The following is a 17,152-nucleotide window of genomic DNA, read 5'->3' as shown; positions in this document are numbered from 1 at the left end:
TAAAATTTAAAAATGAAAAAGATACTACTGACAGGAGGTTTAGCATTAGTCGTAATTTCCTGCAAAAACAGCCAGATCAATCAGAATATTTCAGACACAGCTGCCGTCAAATCCAACACAGCTGACGAGCAGTTGCTGGACAAAGTTCAAAAAGATGCACTCAAATACTTCTGGGATTACGCAGAGCCCAATTCTATGTTGGGGAGGGAACGTTATCATGAAGACGATATTTATCCGGACAAAGATAAACACGTTATTACAACTGGAGGTTCAGGATTTGGCTTGGCAACAATATTAGTTGGTGTAGAAAGAGGCTTTGTTCCAAGAAAGGAGGCTGTGAAAAGGCTCACCACCATGATGGATTTCTTGGCGAAAGCCGACCGTCACAAAGGAGCTTGGTCACACTGGATCAACGGTGAAACAGGAAAAACCGTTCCTTTCGGAAAAAAAGATAACGGTGGAGATTTGGTGGAAACAGCATTTCTAACTTCCGGTATTTTGATGGTTCGCGAATATTTCAAAAACGGAAATGCCGAAGAAAAAGCTTTAGCCAAAAAATGTGACGACCTTTGGAAAGGAATTCAGTGGAACTGGTACACCAAAGGCGGAGAAAAAGTTTTGTATTGGCATTGGTCGCCGGAATATCAATGGGATATGAATTTTCCTTTGCAAGGATACAATGAGTGTTTGATTACCTACATTCTTGCTGCTTCGTCACCTACGTATTCTATCGATGCGGAAACTTATTATAAAGGCTGGACAAGAAACGGAACTTACATTTCAAATAAAGAAAAATACGGACTTCCGATGTTTGTAAAACACAACGGAGCCGAAGAATATGGCGGACCTTTATTTTGGGCGCATTATTCATATATTGGGTTAGATCCTACGAATTTATCAGACAAGCTTATCAAAAATTACTTCGATTTAAATAAAAATCAGGTACTTATTGATTATAAATACTGCTTAGAAAATCCAAAGCAATGGAAAGGTTACGGACCCAATTATTGGGGATTGACGGCAAGTTACACACGCAATAAAAACGGTGGAACAGGCTACAATGCACATTTTCCGCAGAATGATCACGGAGTAATTACTCCTACAGCAGCGTTGAGCAGTTTCCCGTATACTCCCAAAGAATCAATGGATTTTCTGAAGTTTTTATACAATCACAAACCCGAATTTATAGGAACTGCAGGTCCTTACGACGCAACTTCCATTCATTATGATAATTGGTTTACGCCAAGATATTTAGCAATAGATCAGGGAACAATAGCGCCGATGATCGAAAATTACCGAACCGGATTTCTTTGGAAATTATTCATGAACGCGCCAGAAATTCAACAAGGATTAAAGAAGTTAAGTTTCAAATCAGAAAAGTATAACATCAAATAATTTTTTTAGGAGCTATTTCCCGCTATCCGCTGTATCTTTTTTGTTACAGTCTCCGCTCCGCTCCGCCTGCAACAAAAAAGGATGCCGCTTCTATCGGGGCTAATAACAAAGAACTTCAAAAAATCCTTGTCAAGGTTTCAAACCTTGACAAGGATTACAAAAATAATCTCGGTTAATTATTAAAATCTCCATAGGATCGACTTATTAATTAAAATATCAATTTTAAAATATTAAATGAAATTAAACATAAAATTACTTCCTGTTTTATTCTTCGGGCTTACCACACTTACAACGGCTCAGGAAATAAAAACAGAACTCAATAAAGAAATCAAAAGACAGGAAAAAATTTCCTACATTTTAGATTATCCTCAAAATGCAAAAGGAAATGTTCCATTGATCGTGTTTTTACATGGTTCCGGAGAAAGAGGAAACGACCTGGAAAAAGTAAAAGCGCACAGTCCGTTTACATACAAAAGCCTGATCAAAGAGCCAGTTGCAATTCTCGCTCCTCAATGTCCTGAAAATACGTGGTGGGATACGGTAACCGTATATCATTTAATCAAAGAAATTCAGGCAAAGCATAAAATTGATGACTCAAGAATTTATCTAACAGGTTTATCAATGGGAGGATGGGGAACATTGAAATTAGCAATGGAACATCCTGAAATGTTTGCGGCGGTAGTTTCAGTTTGTGCGCCTACTGACAGAGTAATGTATGCCAATATTCATCAGTACAAAAATTTAAACATGAAAATCTTTCACGGCGGAATGGATGATGTGGTTTTACCGGAAAATGCCTTTAATTTTTACCAAAAACTGCATCCCATCAATCCAACGGCAGAATTAACGATATTCCCAAATGACAATCACAATTCATGGGATTCCACCTATTCAAATCCTAAGTTATACGAATGGATGTTATCAAAAAGAAAAAGCATCAGCGTAATTAAATGATAAAAAACTTTGAGAAATTAACTATTTAGTTTTTCTTTGCTTTAAAAAGAATCATTGAGTATTAAACGAAAGAAATAGTATTAAGGTATAGGAATTATGAGATCTGAGATTCACAAGTTCCTCAAAAAATGAAGAAGTTATGAGTAAAAATTTAATTGTAATAGCAGCATTAGCTCTTGCGCCTATGTTTTCAGCGCAGGAGATCGTCACGAAACCGGTTCAGTCTTTTCAGACCGCACAATATCAGGCTAAAAAGAAAGCTTTCGTAGAAAGCCTTTTGGCAAAAATGACTTTAGACGAGAAAATCGGACAGCTCAATTTGCCAAGTTCAGGAGATTTTACTACAGGTTTGGCTAAAAGTTCAGACATCGGAAAAAAAGTGGAGCAAGGTTTAGTCGGAGGACTTTTCAATATAAAAGGTGCGGATAAAATTCGTGCCGTACAGAAAGTTGCTGTTGAAAACAGTCGTCTGAAAATCCCTTTGATCTTCGGAATGGATGTTATTCACGGTTACGAAACTACTTTTCCTATTCCTTTGGGACTTGCAGCTTCGTGGGATATGGATCTCATTCAGCAGTCAGCGAGAGTGGCAGCTAAAGAAGCTTCCGTAGACGGAATCAACTGGACGTTTTCTCCAATGACCGATATTTCCCGCGAACCAAGATGGGGAAGAGTTTCTGAAGGTTCTGGTGAAGATCCTTATTTGGGAAGCGAAATTGCAAAGCACATGGTGTATGGTTATCAGGGGAAAGATTTATCTCTTAGCAATACTATTTTAGCTTGTGTAAAGCATTTTGCACTGTACGGAGCAGGTGAAGCGGGACGAGATTACAATACGGTAGACATGAGTCATGTAAGAATGTTTAATGAGTATTTTCCGCCTTATAAAGCTGCAGTAGATGCAGGGGTAGCTTCTGTGATGGCTTCTTTCAATGAAGTAGATGGAGTTCCGGCAACGGGAAGCAGATGGTTGCAGACAGAAGTTTTAAGAAATAAATGGAATTTCAAAGGTTTTGTAGTAACCGATTATACAGGAATCAACGAAATGGTAGACCACGGAATGGGTGATCTTCAGCAGGTTTCGGCTTTAGCTTTAAAAGCGGGAGTGGATATGGATATGGTAGGCGAAGGATTTTTAACAACACTTAAAAAATCTTTGCAGGAAGGGAAAGTTACTCAGGCTGAAATTGATATGGCAGCCAAAAGAATTCTGGAAGCAAAATATGATTTGGGATTATTTGATGATCCTTACCGTTACGGAGATGCAAAATTAGCAGCAAAAGAAGTTTACAATTTAGAAAACCGAACGATTGCAAGAAATGCAGCAGCGCAATCTATGGTTTTAATGAAGAATGACAATCAGGTTCTTCCTTTGAAAAAGTCGGGAACTGTCGCCGTTATAGGACCATTGGTCAACAACTCAATGAATATGGCAGGAACTTGGAGTGTAGCAGCAAAACATGCTAATGCAGTCAATTTAATGCAAGGTTTGCAGGCAAACTACGGGAAAGACGTAAAGTTTATTTCTGCTAAAGGTGCCAATATTGATTACGATGCAAAATTGGAAGACATTTATGCAGCACACGGAAAAAAAACCGACAGAGATAACCGTTCCAAAGAAGTTTTACTAAAAGAGGCAGTAGATGTTGCCAATAAAGCAGATGTTATTGTTTTAGCCATCGGCGAATCTGCAGAGATGAGCGGTGAGTCTTCTTCAAGAACTGAAATTACAATTCCACAGTCTCAGATTGATTTGTTAAATGAATTGAAGAAAACAGGAAAACCAATTGCGGTGGTCCTTTTCACGGGGCGTCCTTTAGCTTTAACGAATATGAAAGATACTCCGGATGCGATCTTAAATGTTTGGTTTGCAGGTTCAGAAGCAGGAAATGCGATTTCTGATGTTCTTTTCGGAAAAGTTAACCCTTCAGGAAAACTACCAATGACTTTCCCAAGAAGTTTGGGACAAGTTCCTATCTACTACAATTCAAAAAATACAGGGCGTCCTTTAGCTCAGGATAAAGTAGATAAATGTCAGTATGAAAGATTCCGTTCCAATTATATGGATGAGTGTAATACGCCTTTATATCCGTTTGGTTTTGGTTTAAGCTACACAAAATTCAATTATTCTGATATTACGGTGTCGAATGCAAATCCAAAAGGAAATCAGACAATTCAGGCTTCAGTTACGGTTACAAATTCAGGAAATTATGACGGAGCTGAAGTTGTACAGTTGTACATCAGAGATATGGTGGGAAGTATTACAAGACCTGTAAAAGAGCTGAAAGGCTTCCAGAAAGTTATGCTTAAAAAAGGAGAATCTAAGAAAATCACTTTCGATATTTCCCCAGAACAGCTTAAATTTTACAATGGAGAACTAAATTACGATTGGGAACCGGGTGAGTTTGACATCATGATCGGAACCAATTCTGAAGAAGTGCAACATTCAAAAATCAACTGGACAAAATAAATTTTAAAGCCGTCTCTATTCGCAGACGGCTTTTTCATTGGGTAAATAACCTGACTACGGGATAGAGATTTATAATTTAATTGGTTTCATCAAGCTTAAAAATTGTTCATCACAGATATAGCTGAATGTAAAAAGACTTGTACATTATCATAGATTCAGAATTTGTTTATCAATTTTCTCAATCATCATCATTAATATCCCACATTCCACTTTCTAATCCGTAAATTTGTAAGATTTCTGAATAATCAGAATTCATCTTTTTTGTTATGATGCATAAGAAATATACTGAACAGACACAATTTGATAAAAATAATTATGAATACATTACAGTAGAGCATGATGAAAATAAGGTAAGAATATACACCTTAGAAAACGGGCTTAAAATTTTCCTTGCCCAGAATTTTGATGCTCCCAGAATCCAGACTTTTATTCCGGTAAAAACAGGAAGCAATAATGATCCTTCAGATAATACAGGTCTTGCCCATTATCTGGAACATATGATGTTTAAGGGAACTTCAAAGCTAGGAACAAAAGACTGGGAAAAAGAAAAGGTTTTGCTTGATGAAATAGCAGATTTGTTTGAAAAACATAAAGCTGAATCAGACCCCGAAAAAAAGAAAGAAATTTATAAAAAAATAGACGAACTTTCTCTGGAAGCAAGTCAGTATGCTATTCCAAACGAATATGATAAAGCGATTTCGTCTTTGGGAGCAACTGGAACCAATGCACACACCTGGTTTGATGAGACGGTTTACAAAAATAATATTCCTAAAAATGAGCTTGAAAAGTGGCTCAAAATTGAGAAAGAAAGATTCTCTGAAATGGTCTTAAGGCTTTTTCATACGGAGCTGGAATCTGTTTATGAAGAGTTCAACCGCGCTCAGGATAATGATTCAAGATTGGTGAATTATGAGTTGATGGATGCCTTGTTTCCTACCCATCCCAACGGACAGCAAACGACACTGGGAGATCCGGATCATCTGAAAAATCCTTCAATGAAGGCAATTCACAAATATTTTGATGAATATTATGTGCCTAATAATTACGGTATTGTTTTGGTAGGAGATCTTGATTTTGAAGAAACGGTTTTATTGGCTGAGCAATATTTTGGTGCCATTCCTTATAAAGAATTACCGCAGAAAGACCTTATTATCGAAAAACCATTGACTGAAATTGTTGAGAGAACAGTAAAAAGTCCGACAACACCAAGAGTTCAGTTAGCCTGGAGAACCGACAGTTATGGCAGCAGGGAAGCAATGCTTGCTGATATTACCGCCAATATTTTAAGCAATAGAGGAGAGGCAGGATTGCTGGATCTGAATATCAATCAGACTCAGAAAATGCTTTGGGCGCAGGCATTTTCTTTAGGTTTAAAACAATACGGGTATTTCTCTGTTGTAGCCGTTCCTAAAGAAAATCAGACCTTAGATGAGGCAAAAGCAATGATTCTTGAACAAATTGAATTAGTAAAACAGGGAACTTTTCCTGACTGGATGCTGCCTGCAATTATTAATGATTTTAAAATACAACGTCAGAAAGCACTGGAAACTGCTGAAGGTTTGGCAACCAATCTTTATGATACTTACATTAAAGGAAGATCTTGGGCCGAAGAGCTGAACGAGATGAATGTTTACGCTTCGTTTACCAAAGATGATGTAATACATTTTGCGAATGATTTTTTCAGAGACAATTATGTAGTAATCAATAAAGAAAAAGGGATTAATGATAAACTTCTGAGAGTTGAAAATCCGGGAATCACTCCTGTAAAGATTAATCGTGATGCACAGTCTAACTTTTTACTGGAAATTTTAAATGATAAAAAAGAAGATATTCAACCGGAATATATTGATTATCAAAAAGAAATTTCTACGGATGTTATCAAAGATAAAAAACTGAGCTTTGTGGAAAATAAGTATAACGATATTGCTCAGCTGCATTTTATTTTTCCGATGGGAAGTGATCATGACCGGAAACTGGGCATTTCAACTCAGCTAATTCAGTATTTGGGAACTGAAAAGTTTTCACCGGATGATTTAAAAAAAGAGTTTTTCAAGATTGGGATTACCCACGATTTTAAAACTACTTCAGATCAGCTTACAATTTCTTTGAGCGGGCTTGAGTCTAATATCGAAAAAGGTTTAGAACTGTTGCTTCACTGGCTTTCTGATGTAAAACCGGATGAGAAAATCTATCAGCAGTTTGTGGCAACTGTCCTTGAAAGCCGTGAAGCAGGAAAAAAAGATAAAAATCGTATTATGACTGCTCTTACAACATATACGAAACTCGGAAAGACCTCCAGATTTCTGGATGTAATTTCTAAAGATGAGCTTCAAAATACAGAAGTAAAAGATTTTACTGACAGAATGAAGAAGCTTTTCAGCTATCCGTTTCAGGTTTTCTTCTACGGTAAAAATTTTGACGGTTTTAAAAATTATATTCCTAAATATATTGCAGATGAAACCCTTAAGGTTTCTGCACCTAAACAGTATCCCGAACCTGAAACTTCCGGAATGGTTTATTTTACCAACTATGATATGGTGCAGATGGAAATGAGTAAAATTGGAAAAGGAAATTTTGTAAATCCTGAAAACTTTGGGAAAATCAATGTTTTTAACGAATATTTCGGTCGTGGTTTGTCTTCAATTGTGTTTCAGGAAATAAGAGAGAGTAAAAGTCTCGCGTATTCTGCCTATGTTTCTTATTCTCCTAATTCGGAACTGAATCATTCTGATTACATCAGTACCTATATCGGAACACAGCCGGATAAACTTCAGCTTGCGGTAGAAACGATGGTAAGCCTGATGTCTGAACTTCCTGAATTTCCTATTCAGTTTGAAAATGCCAAAAAATCTGCTTTAAAGCAAATTGCATCAACAAGAATTACACGAACGAATGTATTCTTTAACACTTTACGGCTCCAGAAACTAGGAATTAGGCATGATTTCAGAAAAGACATTTACCATCAGATTGAAAACCTGAGATTTGAGGATTTAAGATATTTTTATAATCAGGAAATAAAATCTATACAGTTCAATACTGCCATTATTGGAAAAAAAGAAAACCTGAATATGGATGCAGTCCATAAGATGGGAAGTTTTCAGGAACTTGATCTGGAGGAGATTTTTGGGTATTAAAGATAAAAATCTTATTAAAGAGTTGGCTGCAAAATAATTTTCAATAAAAGCTAAGTTTAATGCTAACAATAAAAAAGGTCGGAAGAAAACTCTTCCGACCTTTATTGATAATTGAAATTTGCTACACTATTTTTTAATAGCTTTCAATGTCTGTTTTGTACCGTCGTTCATATGAAGAACGATCATATACATTCCTGCATTTAATTCTCTTAATTGAAGCGTAGAAGCAGGTTTGTCGAAAGTTTTAACCAATCTGCCTGCAATATCCATAACAGAAATTGATTTCACATTCTTGATGTCCGAAATATTCAATACATCAGAGAATGGATTAGGATAAACCTTAATGTTGTTTTTCGTAAGATCAGTTTCTGATGTTCCAAGACAAACCGAAGAATCTGCTGTAGCGGTAACCTGTTGTCTTGCTGATTCACATCCTGTTACAACTTTCCAGTCATAGAAATAATAATAGCTGGTTGATGTAGTGTTCCCTGAACAGCAATTTCCATTAGTAATAGATAATACGCCCGGTACTGTAAGTGGATAAGATCCCCAAGTTGTTCCGGATTCTCTTATTAATCCTGTAACAAGACCTGTTCTTGTCATCATCATTAATTTGTAATTAGTACCCACAGGAACCGTAAAGTTAAGAGGGACATAAGTTTTAACCGGTGTTGCGTTACCTGTTAAATTTACCGTAATAGATTCGATAGTCGTTGCCGGAGAGACACTTCCATCCTGTAAAGCAATAGTTACAGTTCCGGCACCGGTTCCGGTAGGATAAACATATACTCCTTCTAATGTAAAACTAGTTATTGCATTGAAAAATAAACCTGCTTCCAAAGTATAACCGCTCGTCGAAATAGCGTTCGTTAGACCAGCTGAATTGGTAGATCCTGTTGAGGCAGTTGCCCAGTAACTTGTAGTCGAATTTATTGATGGAGTAGTGAAAGAATTACCTGTTGCTATCGCAGTACCACCATTTGCAGAACTATACCAGTTTATTGTTGCTCCCGTATCTGCAGTAGCAGAAAGGGTTGCTGTGTTCCCGGGACATACGGTAGCTCCTGTTGTTGATAGAAGTGCTGGTGGTTGACATAAAGTTCTGAAAGAGCTCATTGCAGTCCAAACGCTTCTGTCTGTACCGATACACACAGATCTTACCCAAACATAATAAGTCGTACTATTAAGCAGATTTCCAATCGTAACAGATGTTGTAGTGGATGTTAGAGAATTGGTTGCATCTAATACAGTGCTAGATGTAGGTGCTGTATTGGAGGTGCTGTAGTAAACTTCATATCCATTTGCAGGAGTCGTTGAAGGAGCTGTCCAAGATGCAGTAGCACTGTTTGCTGTTATTGTAGCGCTATTAACCGTTAAAGCGGTTGGGACAAAGCATGTTGGTAGTGTGGTAAATGATGCTGAAGATGTCCAATTACTCTTGTCTGAAGAAGAACAAGCTGATCTTACCCATACATAATACATTGTAGAAGGAGTCAGACCGTTTATTGTAGCAGAGTTTGTAGCAGAGGTAACAGAGTTTGTAGCATCAAGTACTGTACTCATTGTAGGAGCAGTATTTGAGGTACTGTAATAAACTTCATATCCATTAGTTGGATTAGATTGTGAAGCTGTCCATGTAACTTGTGCCTCATTAGCTGTGATTGAAGAACTTGTAATCGTTGGAGCAGTCGGAGATTTGCAGGTAGAGGGTGTCCACATAAATGTTAATCCTGAAGCAGGAAAGTTGGTATTGTCTCTGGATACGTTAGAACTGTTAGAGGTTCCCGGAGACGTACTGTCCCATGGATTTCCTACAGCACCGATTCTGTTATTAAAATCCGTATTAGTAGCACCTCTCAAACCGATCTGATTTGTTCTTGAAGTAGTATTAACGTTGTAGTACGGCCCGTAGACGGTAGAAATTACATTAGTGGTTTCTGATAACCTTAATTGGAAGTTAAGGTAATTACTTCCTGAAACAGAAGCATTAAAGTCATTATATCCTATCCATTCAATAACAAATACTCTATTGGGTGCTGTACCTTCAACAGAAGTTAAAACTTTACCGGATCCATATCTCACAACAGCAGCAGAAGAACTGGAAGTAGCAGGTGCAGACATAGTTATAGTTCCCGCAGTTTCATCGAAAGCTGTAATAGTTGCATTTAGAGGTATTCCATTAACGTTGTTAAGTGTTTTACCAATTTCGATTCCTTTAAAAGAACCCACATTGGTGATAATATCTGACCCACTTGTAGTAACTCCTGATGTAATAAATACTCCCCATAAATCTCGGTTCATAACACCAACAGCACCAGAATATCCTGTAGATGAAGATATTACAGTAGCAGCGTTACTCGTAGTTGAACCAAATACAGCACCTCCGTTGGAGTTTACATAAATTGAAGTGTAATCTGTGCCGTTGAAATTAAAATTGAAAGGAATTGTTACAGTCCACCCTGTGGTGTCATTGGTAGTGGAAGTTGTAGCTTCACTTCCGGTAACGATTGTGCCTGTAGATGCAATACTGCTAAAGGTTCCGTTGCTTTGTGAAAAAATGTAATCACTTACTTGTGCATTTAAACCCTGGATTGCTCCAAATAATGCAAGAACCGAAATCCCTGCTTTTTTTAAACCGTTACTGCTCCACAGTGACGGACATTTGTAGTGTTTTCTCATATTCAGTTTGATTTATATAACTTTTGCAAAAGTAGACAATCTATAAATATAAATGATATATAATATTGTACTTTTATTAATTTTTTAATTTTAACTGAATTATGTTATTTATTTATAAAATTATTAATTGTTTTTAAAATTGCTTTATTTTAACAGTTGTGGTATTATTATGTGAAAATTATAAATTGAACAGTCGATATAAATAATAATTTCAGACAATATATTTTGCATAAAAAAAGTCCTGAAATATTTTCAGGACATTTATAATATAGATTAAGTCTTTACTTTACAATCTTCATTTCATCAATCAGCCATTTGGAATCGGCAAATTTATCAATAATGAAGAGAATATATTTCGTATCAACCATAATGTTTCTGCTGAAACGCGGATCATAATTGATGTCACTCATGGTTCCTTCCCACTGTCTGTCAAAGTTCAATCCAATTAAGTTTCCTTTTGCGTCAAGAGCAGGACTTCCGGAATTTCCTCCTGTTGTATGATTGGTTGCAGTAAATCCGACAGGGACGTCACCGGTTTTATCTTTGTAAATACCGTAATCTTTTTTGTTGTAAAGATCAATCAGTTTTTTGGGTACATCAAACTCATAATCTCCAGGAACATACTTTTCTATTACTCCGGCTAAATGCGTTTGATAATCGTAGGAAACAGCATCTCTCGGAGTAGAACCTTTTACCTGTCCGTATGTTACACGAAGGGTAGAATTGGCATCCGGGAAAAATTTTCTGTCTTTATCAGTTTCCATTTGCTGTGCCATATATTTTTTCTGCAAAGCATCAATCTGGGTCTGTAAAGAGGTAAACTGAGGATCTGCAGATTTCATATAAGTATTTCTTATATTCATGAAAAGCTCATAAACAGGATCTTTTTTGATGGTTTTAATTAAATTATCCTGATTAGAAAACGCTTTATCAATATTTTCGCTTAATGAAGCTCCGTTTACGTTTGATCTTCCTGTGATCACAGAATTCTTTGAAAGTTTTTCAATACTGATGATATTTTGATTTTCATCTTTAAATTCTGCAAAACCGGCAGGTAAAAACTGTGGAGCAGTCTTATTGGCATATAATGCTAAAAGTTTTGCTGTTACTTTAGCATCAAGTTCTGCATTATAATCTTTGTAGAAAGAAGTAAGTCTTTTTTTGAATGATGCAACCCCTTTCTCATCCAATTTTCCTGCTTCTGCAGAAGCAATAAAACCAGAAAACATATTCGCAAGCATTAATGTCTCTGCGTTTCTTACCACTTCACTGTAATAGGCATTGTTGAGTGCAAAAGGAGCCTGATCTGCATACAGTTTGTTGATCTGGTCAATCGTTGTTTTTATTGCAGGATTTTTGGCAGCAAGAGAGTTTTCGTAATTCTTTTTCTTCTGTACTGCGTTAGATTTTTTCAGACCTTCTACCTCACCGATCCATTTTTTCCAATAGTTCGCTACAGAAGCATATTTAGATGCATACTGTATTCTTGTGGCATCGTCGGTTCGCATTTTTTCGTCCAGAGTTTTCAGAGCAACATCGCGCACTGCAATTCTTGCAGGATCTATTTCAGTCATGATTTTTTCTACGGCGATGGCAGGAAGATATTCTGTTGTTCTTCCCGGAAATCCGAAAACAAAAGTGAAATCATTTTCATTTTTATCTTTGATGGAAACCGGTAAATAATGTTTCGGAACGTAAGGAACGTTGTCTTTAGAATATTCTGCAGGCTTGTTGTTTTTATCAGCGTAAATTCTGAACATAGAAAAATCTCCCGTGTGTCTTGGCCAAACCCAGTTGTCTGTATCACTTCCAAATTTCCCGATGCTTTGCGGCGGAGCGCCTACCAATCGTACATCTTTATAGGTTTCAATCACATAGGCATAAAATTTATTGCCGTAGTACATCGACTTTACAGAAATTGATTGATAATCTTCAGTTTTTTGAGATTTTTTGTAAGTGTCAATATTGGCTGCGATTTTTTTTGATAGTTCAGGTTCCTGAAGATTTTCTGTTCCCTGAAGAATCTGTGTTGTTACTTCCTTTATATCAACAATAAAATCTACGGTAACTCCCGGATTTGGCAGTTCGGAATTCATGTTTTTAGCCCAGAAACCATTAGAAAGAAGGTCATTCTGTACTGTTGAATGTGACTGAATCTGCCCATAACCACAGTGGTGATTGGTAAGTAATAATCCTTTCGGAGAAATAATTTCTGCTGTACAACCGCCATTGAACTGTACTACTGCATCTTTAATACTCGGTTTTTGGGTATTGAAAATATCTTTTGCAGAAATTTTCATTCCGAGATTTTTCATTTCCTTTTCATTAAGTTCGGTCGGAATCCACATTCCACCATACTGCTGCGCAATTCCCAAAGAAAAACTGAAAAATGCAGAAGCAATAAGAATATTACGTTTTATCATTATAAAAAATTTTGTCTAAAATAAGCATTTTAGTTTTTTTATTAAAGTAAAACTCAGGTTTTAGATTTATGTTTTGAAAATTAACGGAAATATGATCTTTTTTTAATTTAAAATAAAAAAAAATTATAGCTTATCCATATTGTATTTTTATAATTGTTTTTTAGGAAACTTAGATTCTTAAATGAACTTAAACAAATTCTTATTATCATTTAAAACTCATAAGAAAAAATGTTTTCGTCTTTCATAAGGTGTTGCATCAGAGATTCGTGGTCTTTATTTTTTCCGGTAACGATCCAGGATGTAACCAAAGTTCCCTGATTGTATTTTTGTTTTGCAACTTTAAATCTGAGATGATAAGTTTTAAATAAAACTTCGCAGTGTGCCACCGACTTAAAATCGGTTACTGCAATGGTGTATTCTCTGATTTTGTGATGGTTGTCAATAAATTTTTCAAAAAAATTAAGCGAACTTAAAACCATCAGAATGAGAAATGTTCCCAAGATAGATAAATATACATAACCCGAGCCAACTGCCATCCCGACAGAAGACGTTGCCCAGATTGTTGTGGCGGTTGTAATTCCGTCTATTTTTGTGTCTCCTTTAAAAATTACACCGGCTCCCAAAAACCCAATCCCGGTAATGATATTGGCAGCAATTCTGTCCGGATCGTCAACTCCTATTTTGATGGATAAAATAGTAAAAAGACAAGACCCGAAACAAACCAGAATAAAGGTACGTAAACCCGCAGATTTGTTTCTGTATTCACGCTCTGCTCCGATCAGAATTCCGAGTAAAACGGAAATAAATATCAACAAAAGCTCGTTCTGAATAGAGTGATCTTTAAGGAAGTCCATAAACTAAATTTTGTTAAATGACAACAAAAAGACTGCCTAAAAAGGCAGTCTTTAGTTTAATTAAAGATAAACCTAGTTATTTCTCTATCAAATCCAGAAACTGCTGCTCATCAAGAATCTCAATCGTCCCAATATCCTGTGCTTTTTTCAGTTTGCTTCCTGCTTTTTCGCCGACAACAAGATAATTCAGGTTTTTAGAAACTGCAGAAATGTTCTTTCCGCCGTGTTTTTCTACCATTTCCTCGGCAGATTCTCTGGTGAAAAGAGAGAGTTTTCCTGTGAAGAGAAACGTTTTTCCTTCCAGAGTATCAGATAAAACTTCGTTGGTGTTTTCTCCTTTTTCCAATTGTACTCCATAAGATTTTAGTCTTTCGAGCATCAGAATGTTTTCAGGATTATTAAAGAAATCTACGATGCTCACAGCGATTTTCATCCCGATATCTTCCACCTGACAAAGCTCTTCGGCGGTGGCGTTCTTCAAATCATCAATGGTGTTGAAATTTTTCACCAATTTTTTGGCAACGGTTTCTCCAACGTGTTTTATTCCGATCCCGAACAATACTTTTTCGAAAGCAATTTCTTTAGATTTTTCAATACCGTCAATAATATTCTGAGCAGATTTTTCTGCCATTCTTTCGAGAGGAAGAAGCTGCTCTTTTGTTAAGGTATAAAAATCTGCCGGATTTTCTACCATCTTTTCTCTGTAGAGTTGCTCTATTGTTTCACTTCCCAGATTATCAATATTTAAAGCTTTTCTGGAAACATAATGAATCATTCTTCCGACAACCTGTGGCGGACAATGCAGATCATTCGGACAAAAATGAATCGCCTGATCTTCAATTTTTACCAATTCTGTTCCGCATTCCGGGCAGTTTTTGATATATTCGATTTCTCTGCTTTCGGAAGTTCTTTTCTCTTTGTTGACATCTACAATTTTCGGGATGATTTCACCACCTTTTTCCACGTACACAAAATCATGTTCATGCAAACCGAGTTTTTTAATAATATCTTCGTTGTGAAGAGATGCACGTTTTACTACGGTTCCTGCCAATAAAACAGGTTTTAGATTAGCAACAGGAGTGATTGCTCCGGTTCTTCCGACTTGGTAAGAAACACTTTGCAATTGGGTTTCCACTTTTTCAGCTTTAAATTTATACGCCATTGCCCAACGAGGAGATTTTGCAGTATAACCAAGTTGTCTTTGTTGTTTTAATGAGTTTACTTTCAGTACAATACCATCAATTTCAAAAGGCAGATTGTGCCTTTCTGTATCCCAGAAATTAATAAATTCTTTTATTTCATCTAAATTTTTGCAGAGTTTTACCTGTTCAGAAATGGTGAAACCCCAATTGTGAGTTTTATGAAGCAGCTCCCAATGGCTTTCTGCATCGGTTTCCTGAGCAACAAACTGGTAAAGAACAGATGAAAGTCTGCGTTTTCTTACTTCTCCGCTGTCCTGCATTTTCAGACTTCCGCTTGCGGTATTTCTTGGATTCATGAAGGGATCAAGACCTTCTTCTTCACGCAGTTTATTGATTTTGTCGAAATTTTTTCTCGTCAGATAAATTTCTCCACGCATGAAAAAGCGTTCCGGAAAGTCTCCTTTTAAAGTAATAGGAATATCAGAAATTGTTTTCACATTAGAAGTGATTTCATCACCCTGAAAACCGTCTCCGCGTGTTACTGCCTGTACCAGTTTTCCGTTTTCGTACAAAATAGAGATGGAGGCACCGTCATATTTTAATTCGGCAACAAATTCTACAGGCTCGTCAATGGTTTTAATGATGCGTTTTTCCCAATCTGCCAAATCATCAAAATCATAGGAATTATCCAGAGAATACATTCTGAACTGATGCTGAATGGTAGGGAATATTTTTGTAATTCCGCCACCTACACGTACTGTTGGTGAATTATCATCATGAAATTCCGGATATTGGGCTTCCAGATCCTGAAGTTCTTTTAATAACAGATCAAATTCAAGATCAGAAATGCTTGGCTCATCCAGAAGATAATAGTTTTCATTATGCTGATTGAGTTCTGTGCGGAGTTGTTGTATCTTTTGCTGAATGTTTTCGGACATTGCGGTTGTTTCTTTTCACAAAAATAATAAGTATTAAGGAGATTTTGAGATTAAAATTAATATTCCATTAAACTAATATTCATTCTTTTTAACAGCTGATAAAAAATGTCTTTTTACCTTTGCCTGATTATATATTTCTTTTTAAGATACAAGGAAGAAATTTAGTTAATAAGTTATTTATTATGAAAAAAGTAATTTTAGGGCTGGCTATAGCAGGTACGGTTTTTATGAACGCTCAAACAAAGATTATTGCACACAGAGGGTATTGGCAGACACAACCCGCAACAACAGAAAATTCCATTAAAGCTTTGGAAAATGCTCAGAACCTAAAGATTTATGGTTCTGAATTTGACGTTAGAATGACAAAAGATGGTGTTTTGGTGGTGAATCATGATGAACATCATGACAAGATGGAAATTTCAGAAACAGATTTTAAAGAGCTGAAAAAGGTAAAACTTTCAAATGGTGAAAGCTTTCCGACTTTGAAAGATTATTTAAAACAAGGCAAAAAAGACAGATCTCTGAAGCTTATTGTTGAAATCAAGCCGGATAAAACCAAAGCAAAAGAAGATGAAATGACTGCTAAAACAATCAGGATGATAAAAGAAATGAAATTAGAGGATCAATGCGAGTTTATTTCTTTCAGCCTGAATATCTGTAAGCAGATCAAGAAAATCGCTCCCGATTTTAAAGTTCAATATCTGAATGGTGAATTGTCTCCGCAGCAGATAAAAGAAGAAGGTCTTGATGGAATGGATTATCATTACAGCGTGTTCCAGAAAAACCCGACCTGGATTTCCGAAGCCAATGATTTAGGATTAATCACCAATTCATGGACTGTAAATGACAAAAAAATTGCTGATGAACTGAAGGCACAGAACATCGCTTTTATCACAACCAATATTCCGGATCAGCTTAAGGATTAACAATTGTTTTAAGTTTTAAATAGAATCTGCTTCTTATCAGGAGCAGATTTTTTTTATTTAATAAAAGAACTTTTTGAGAGAAAACCTTCAAAATTACCTTAAATAAAGGGGAAATATGCATTAATAATGCTTAATTTCTTTAAAGCTCTGTTAAGCAAAAGATTATGCCGATGTGTTAAAGATAGCTTAATATGATGTTCAAAAATACTTTAAGAAATGTTAAAATCGTATTAAAAC

At 36.2% G+C, this 17,152-nt stretch carries 9 protein-coding genes; 5 read left to right on the top strand and 4 right to left on the bottom strand.

The features are described from left to right. Nucleotides 1-12: 12 nt before the first annotated feature. The 4 genes from AC0NBN_RS16330 (at nt 13) to AC0NBN_RS16315 (ending at nt 7,953) form a co-directional block, all read left to right on the top strand. Nucleotides 13-1,395, top strand: coding sequence for a glucoamylase family protein (locus AC0NBN_RS16330; protein WP_160812949.1), 1,383 nt, complete (start codon nt 13-15; stop codon nt 1,393-1,395). A gap of 234 nt (nt 1,396-1,629) precedes the next feature. Next, a complete protein-coding gene (locus AC0NBN_RS16325) occupies nt 1,630-2,349 on the top strand; it encodes a prolyl oligopeptidase family serine peptidase (protein WP_160812948.1) in 720 nt (239 codons plus the stop codon). A gap of 139 nt (nt 2,350-2,488) precedes the next feature. Next, nucleotides 2,489-4,819, top strand: a complete 2,331-nt coding sequence (gene bglX, locus AC0NBN_RS16320) for a beta-glucosidase BglX (RefSeq protein ID WP_160812947.1) — start codon at nt 2,489-2,491, stop codon at nt 4,817-4,819. 266 nt (nt 4,820-5,085) lie between these two features. Further along, a complete protein-coding gene (locus tag AC0NBN_RS16315) occupies nt 5,086-7,953 on the top strand; it encodes a M16 family metallopeptidase (protein WP_474468833.1) in 2,868 nt (955 codons plus the stop codon). Between the two features lie 126 nt (nt 7,954-8,079). Here AC0NBN_RS16315 and AC0NBN_RS16310 read toward each other — a convergent pair whose 3' ends face one another. The 4 genes from AC0NBN_RS16310 to ligA all read right to left on the bottom strand — a co-directional run bounded on the left by AC0NBN_RS16310 (nt 8,080) and on the right by ligA (nt 15,989). After that, nucleotides 8,080-10,632, bottom strand: a complete 2,553-nt coding sequence (locus AC0NBN_RS16310; RefSeq protein WP_160812946.1) for a T9SS type A sorting domain-containing protein — start codon at nt 10,630-10,632, stop codon at nt 8,080-8,082. A gap of 281 nt (nt 10,633-10,913) precedes the next feature. Next, entirely contained in the window at nt 10,914-13,055 is a 2,142-nt protein-coding gene (locus AC0NBN_RS16305) for a S46 family peptidase (RefSeq protein ID WP_160812945.1), read from the bottom strand. 209 nt (nt 13,056-13,264) lie between these two features. Then, nucleotides 13,265-13,909, bottom strand: a complete 645-nt coding sequence (locus tag AC0NBN_RS16300) for an MgtC/SapB family protein (protein WP_160812944.1) — start codon at nt 13,907-13,909, stop codon at nt 13,265-13,267. Between the two features lie 76 nt (nt 13,910-13,985). Continuing rightward, nucleotides 13,986-15,989, bottom strand: coding sequence for an NAD-dependent DNA ligase LigA (gene ligA / locus AC0NBN_RS16295; protein WP_160812943.1), 2,004 nt, complete (start codon nt 15,987-15,989; stop codon nt 13,986-13,988). Between the two features lie 182 nt (nt 15,990-16,171). Here ligA and AC0NBN_RS16290 point away from each other — a divergent pair, with 182 nt between their 5' ends. After that, nucleotides 16,172-16,915, top strand: a complete 744-nt coding sequence (locus tag AC0NBN_RS16290; RefSeq protein WP_160812942.1) for a glycerophosphodiester phosphodiesterase family protein — start codon at nt 16,172-16,174, stop codon at nt 16,913-16,915. Nucleotides 16,916-17,152: the final 237 nt, after the last annotated feature.

The sequence above is a fragment of the Chryseobacterium sp. L12 genome (genome assembly GCF_056133985.1).
Note: the sequence above shows the minus strand (reverse complement) of the source record. Positions and strands in the feature narration are given on the sequence as shown.

Bases quoted from the DNA above. Each gene is read 5' to 3' on its own strand.
- AC0NBN_RS16330 (WP_160812949.1), top strand. From the start codon at position 13: ATGAAAAAGATACTACTGACAGGAGGTTTAGCATTAGTCGTAATTTCC.
- AC0NBN_RS16325 (WP_160812948.1), top strand. From the start codon at position 1,630: ATGAAATTAAACATAAAATTACTTCCTGTTTTATTCTTCGGGCTTACC.
- bglX (WP_160812947.1), top strand. From the start codon at position 2,489: ATGAGTAAAAATTTAATTGTAATAGCAGCATTAGCTCTTGCGCCTATG.
- AC0NBN_RS16315 (WP_474468833.1), top strand. From the start codon at position 5,086: ATGATGCATAAGAAATATACTGAACAGACACAATTTGATAAAAATAAT.
- AC0NBN_RS16310 (WP_160812946.1), bottom strand. From the start codon at position 10,632: ATGAGAAAACACTACAAATGTCCGTCACTGTGGAGCAGTAACGGTTTA.
- AC0NBN_RS16305 (WP_160812945.1), bottom strand. From the start codon at position 13,055: ATGATAAAACGTAATATTCTTATTGCTTCTGCATTTTTCAGTTTTTCT.
- AC0NBN_RS16300 (WP_160812944.1), bottom strand. From the start codon at position 13,909: ATGGACTTCCTTAAAGATCACTCTATTCAGAACGAGCTTTTGTTGATA.
- ligA (WP_160812943.1), bottom strand. From the start codon at position 15,989: ATGTCCGAAAACATTCAGCAAAAGATACAACAACTCCGCACAGAACTC.
- AC0NBN_RS16290 (WP_160812942.1), top strand. From the start codon at position 16,172: ATGAAAAAAGTAATTTTAGGGCTGGCTATAGCAGGTACGGTTTTTATG.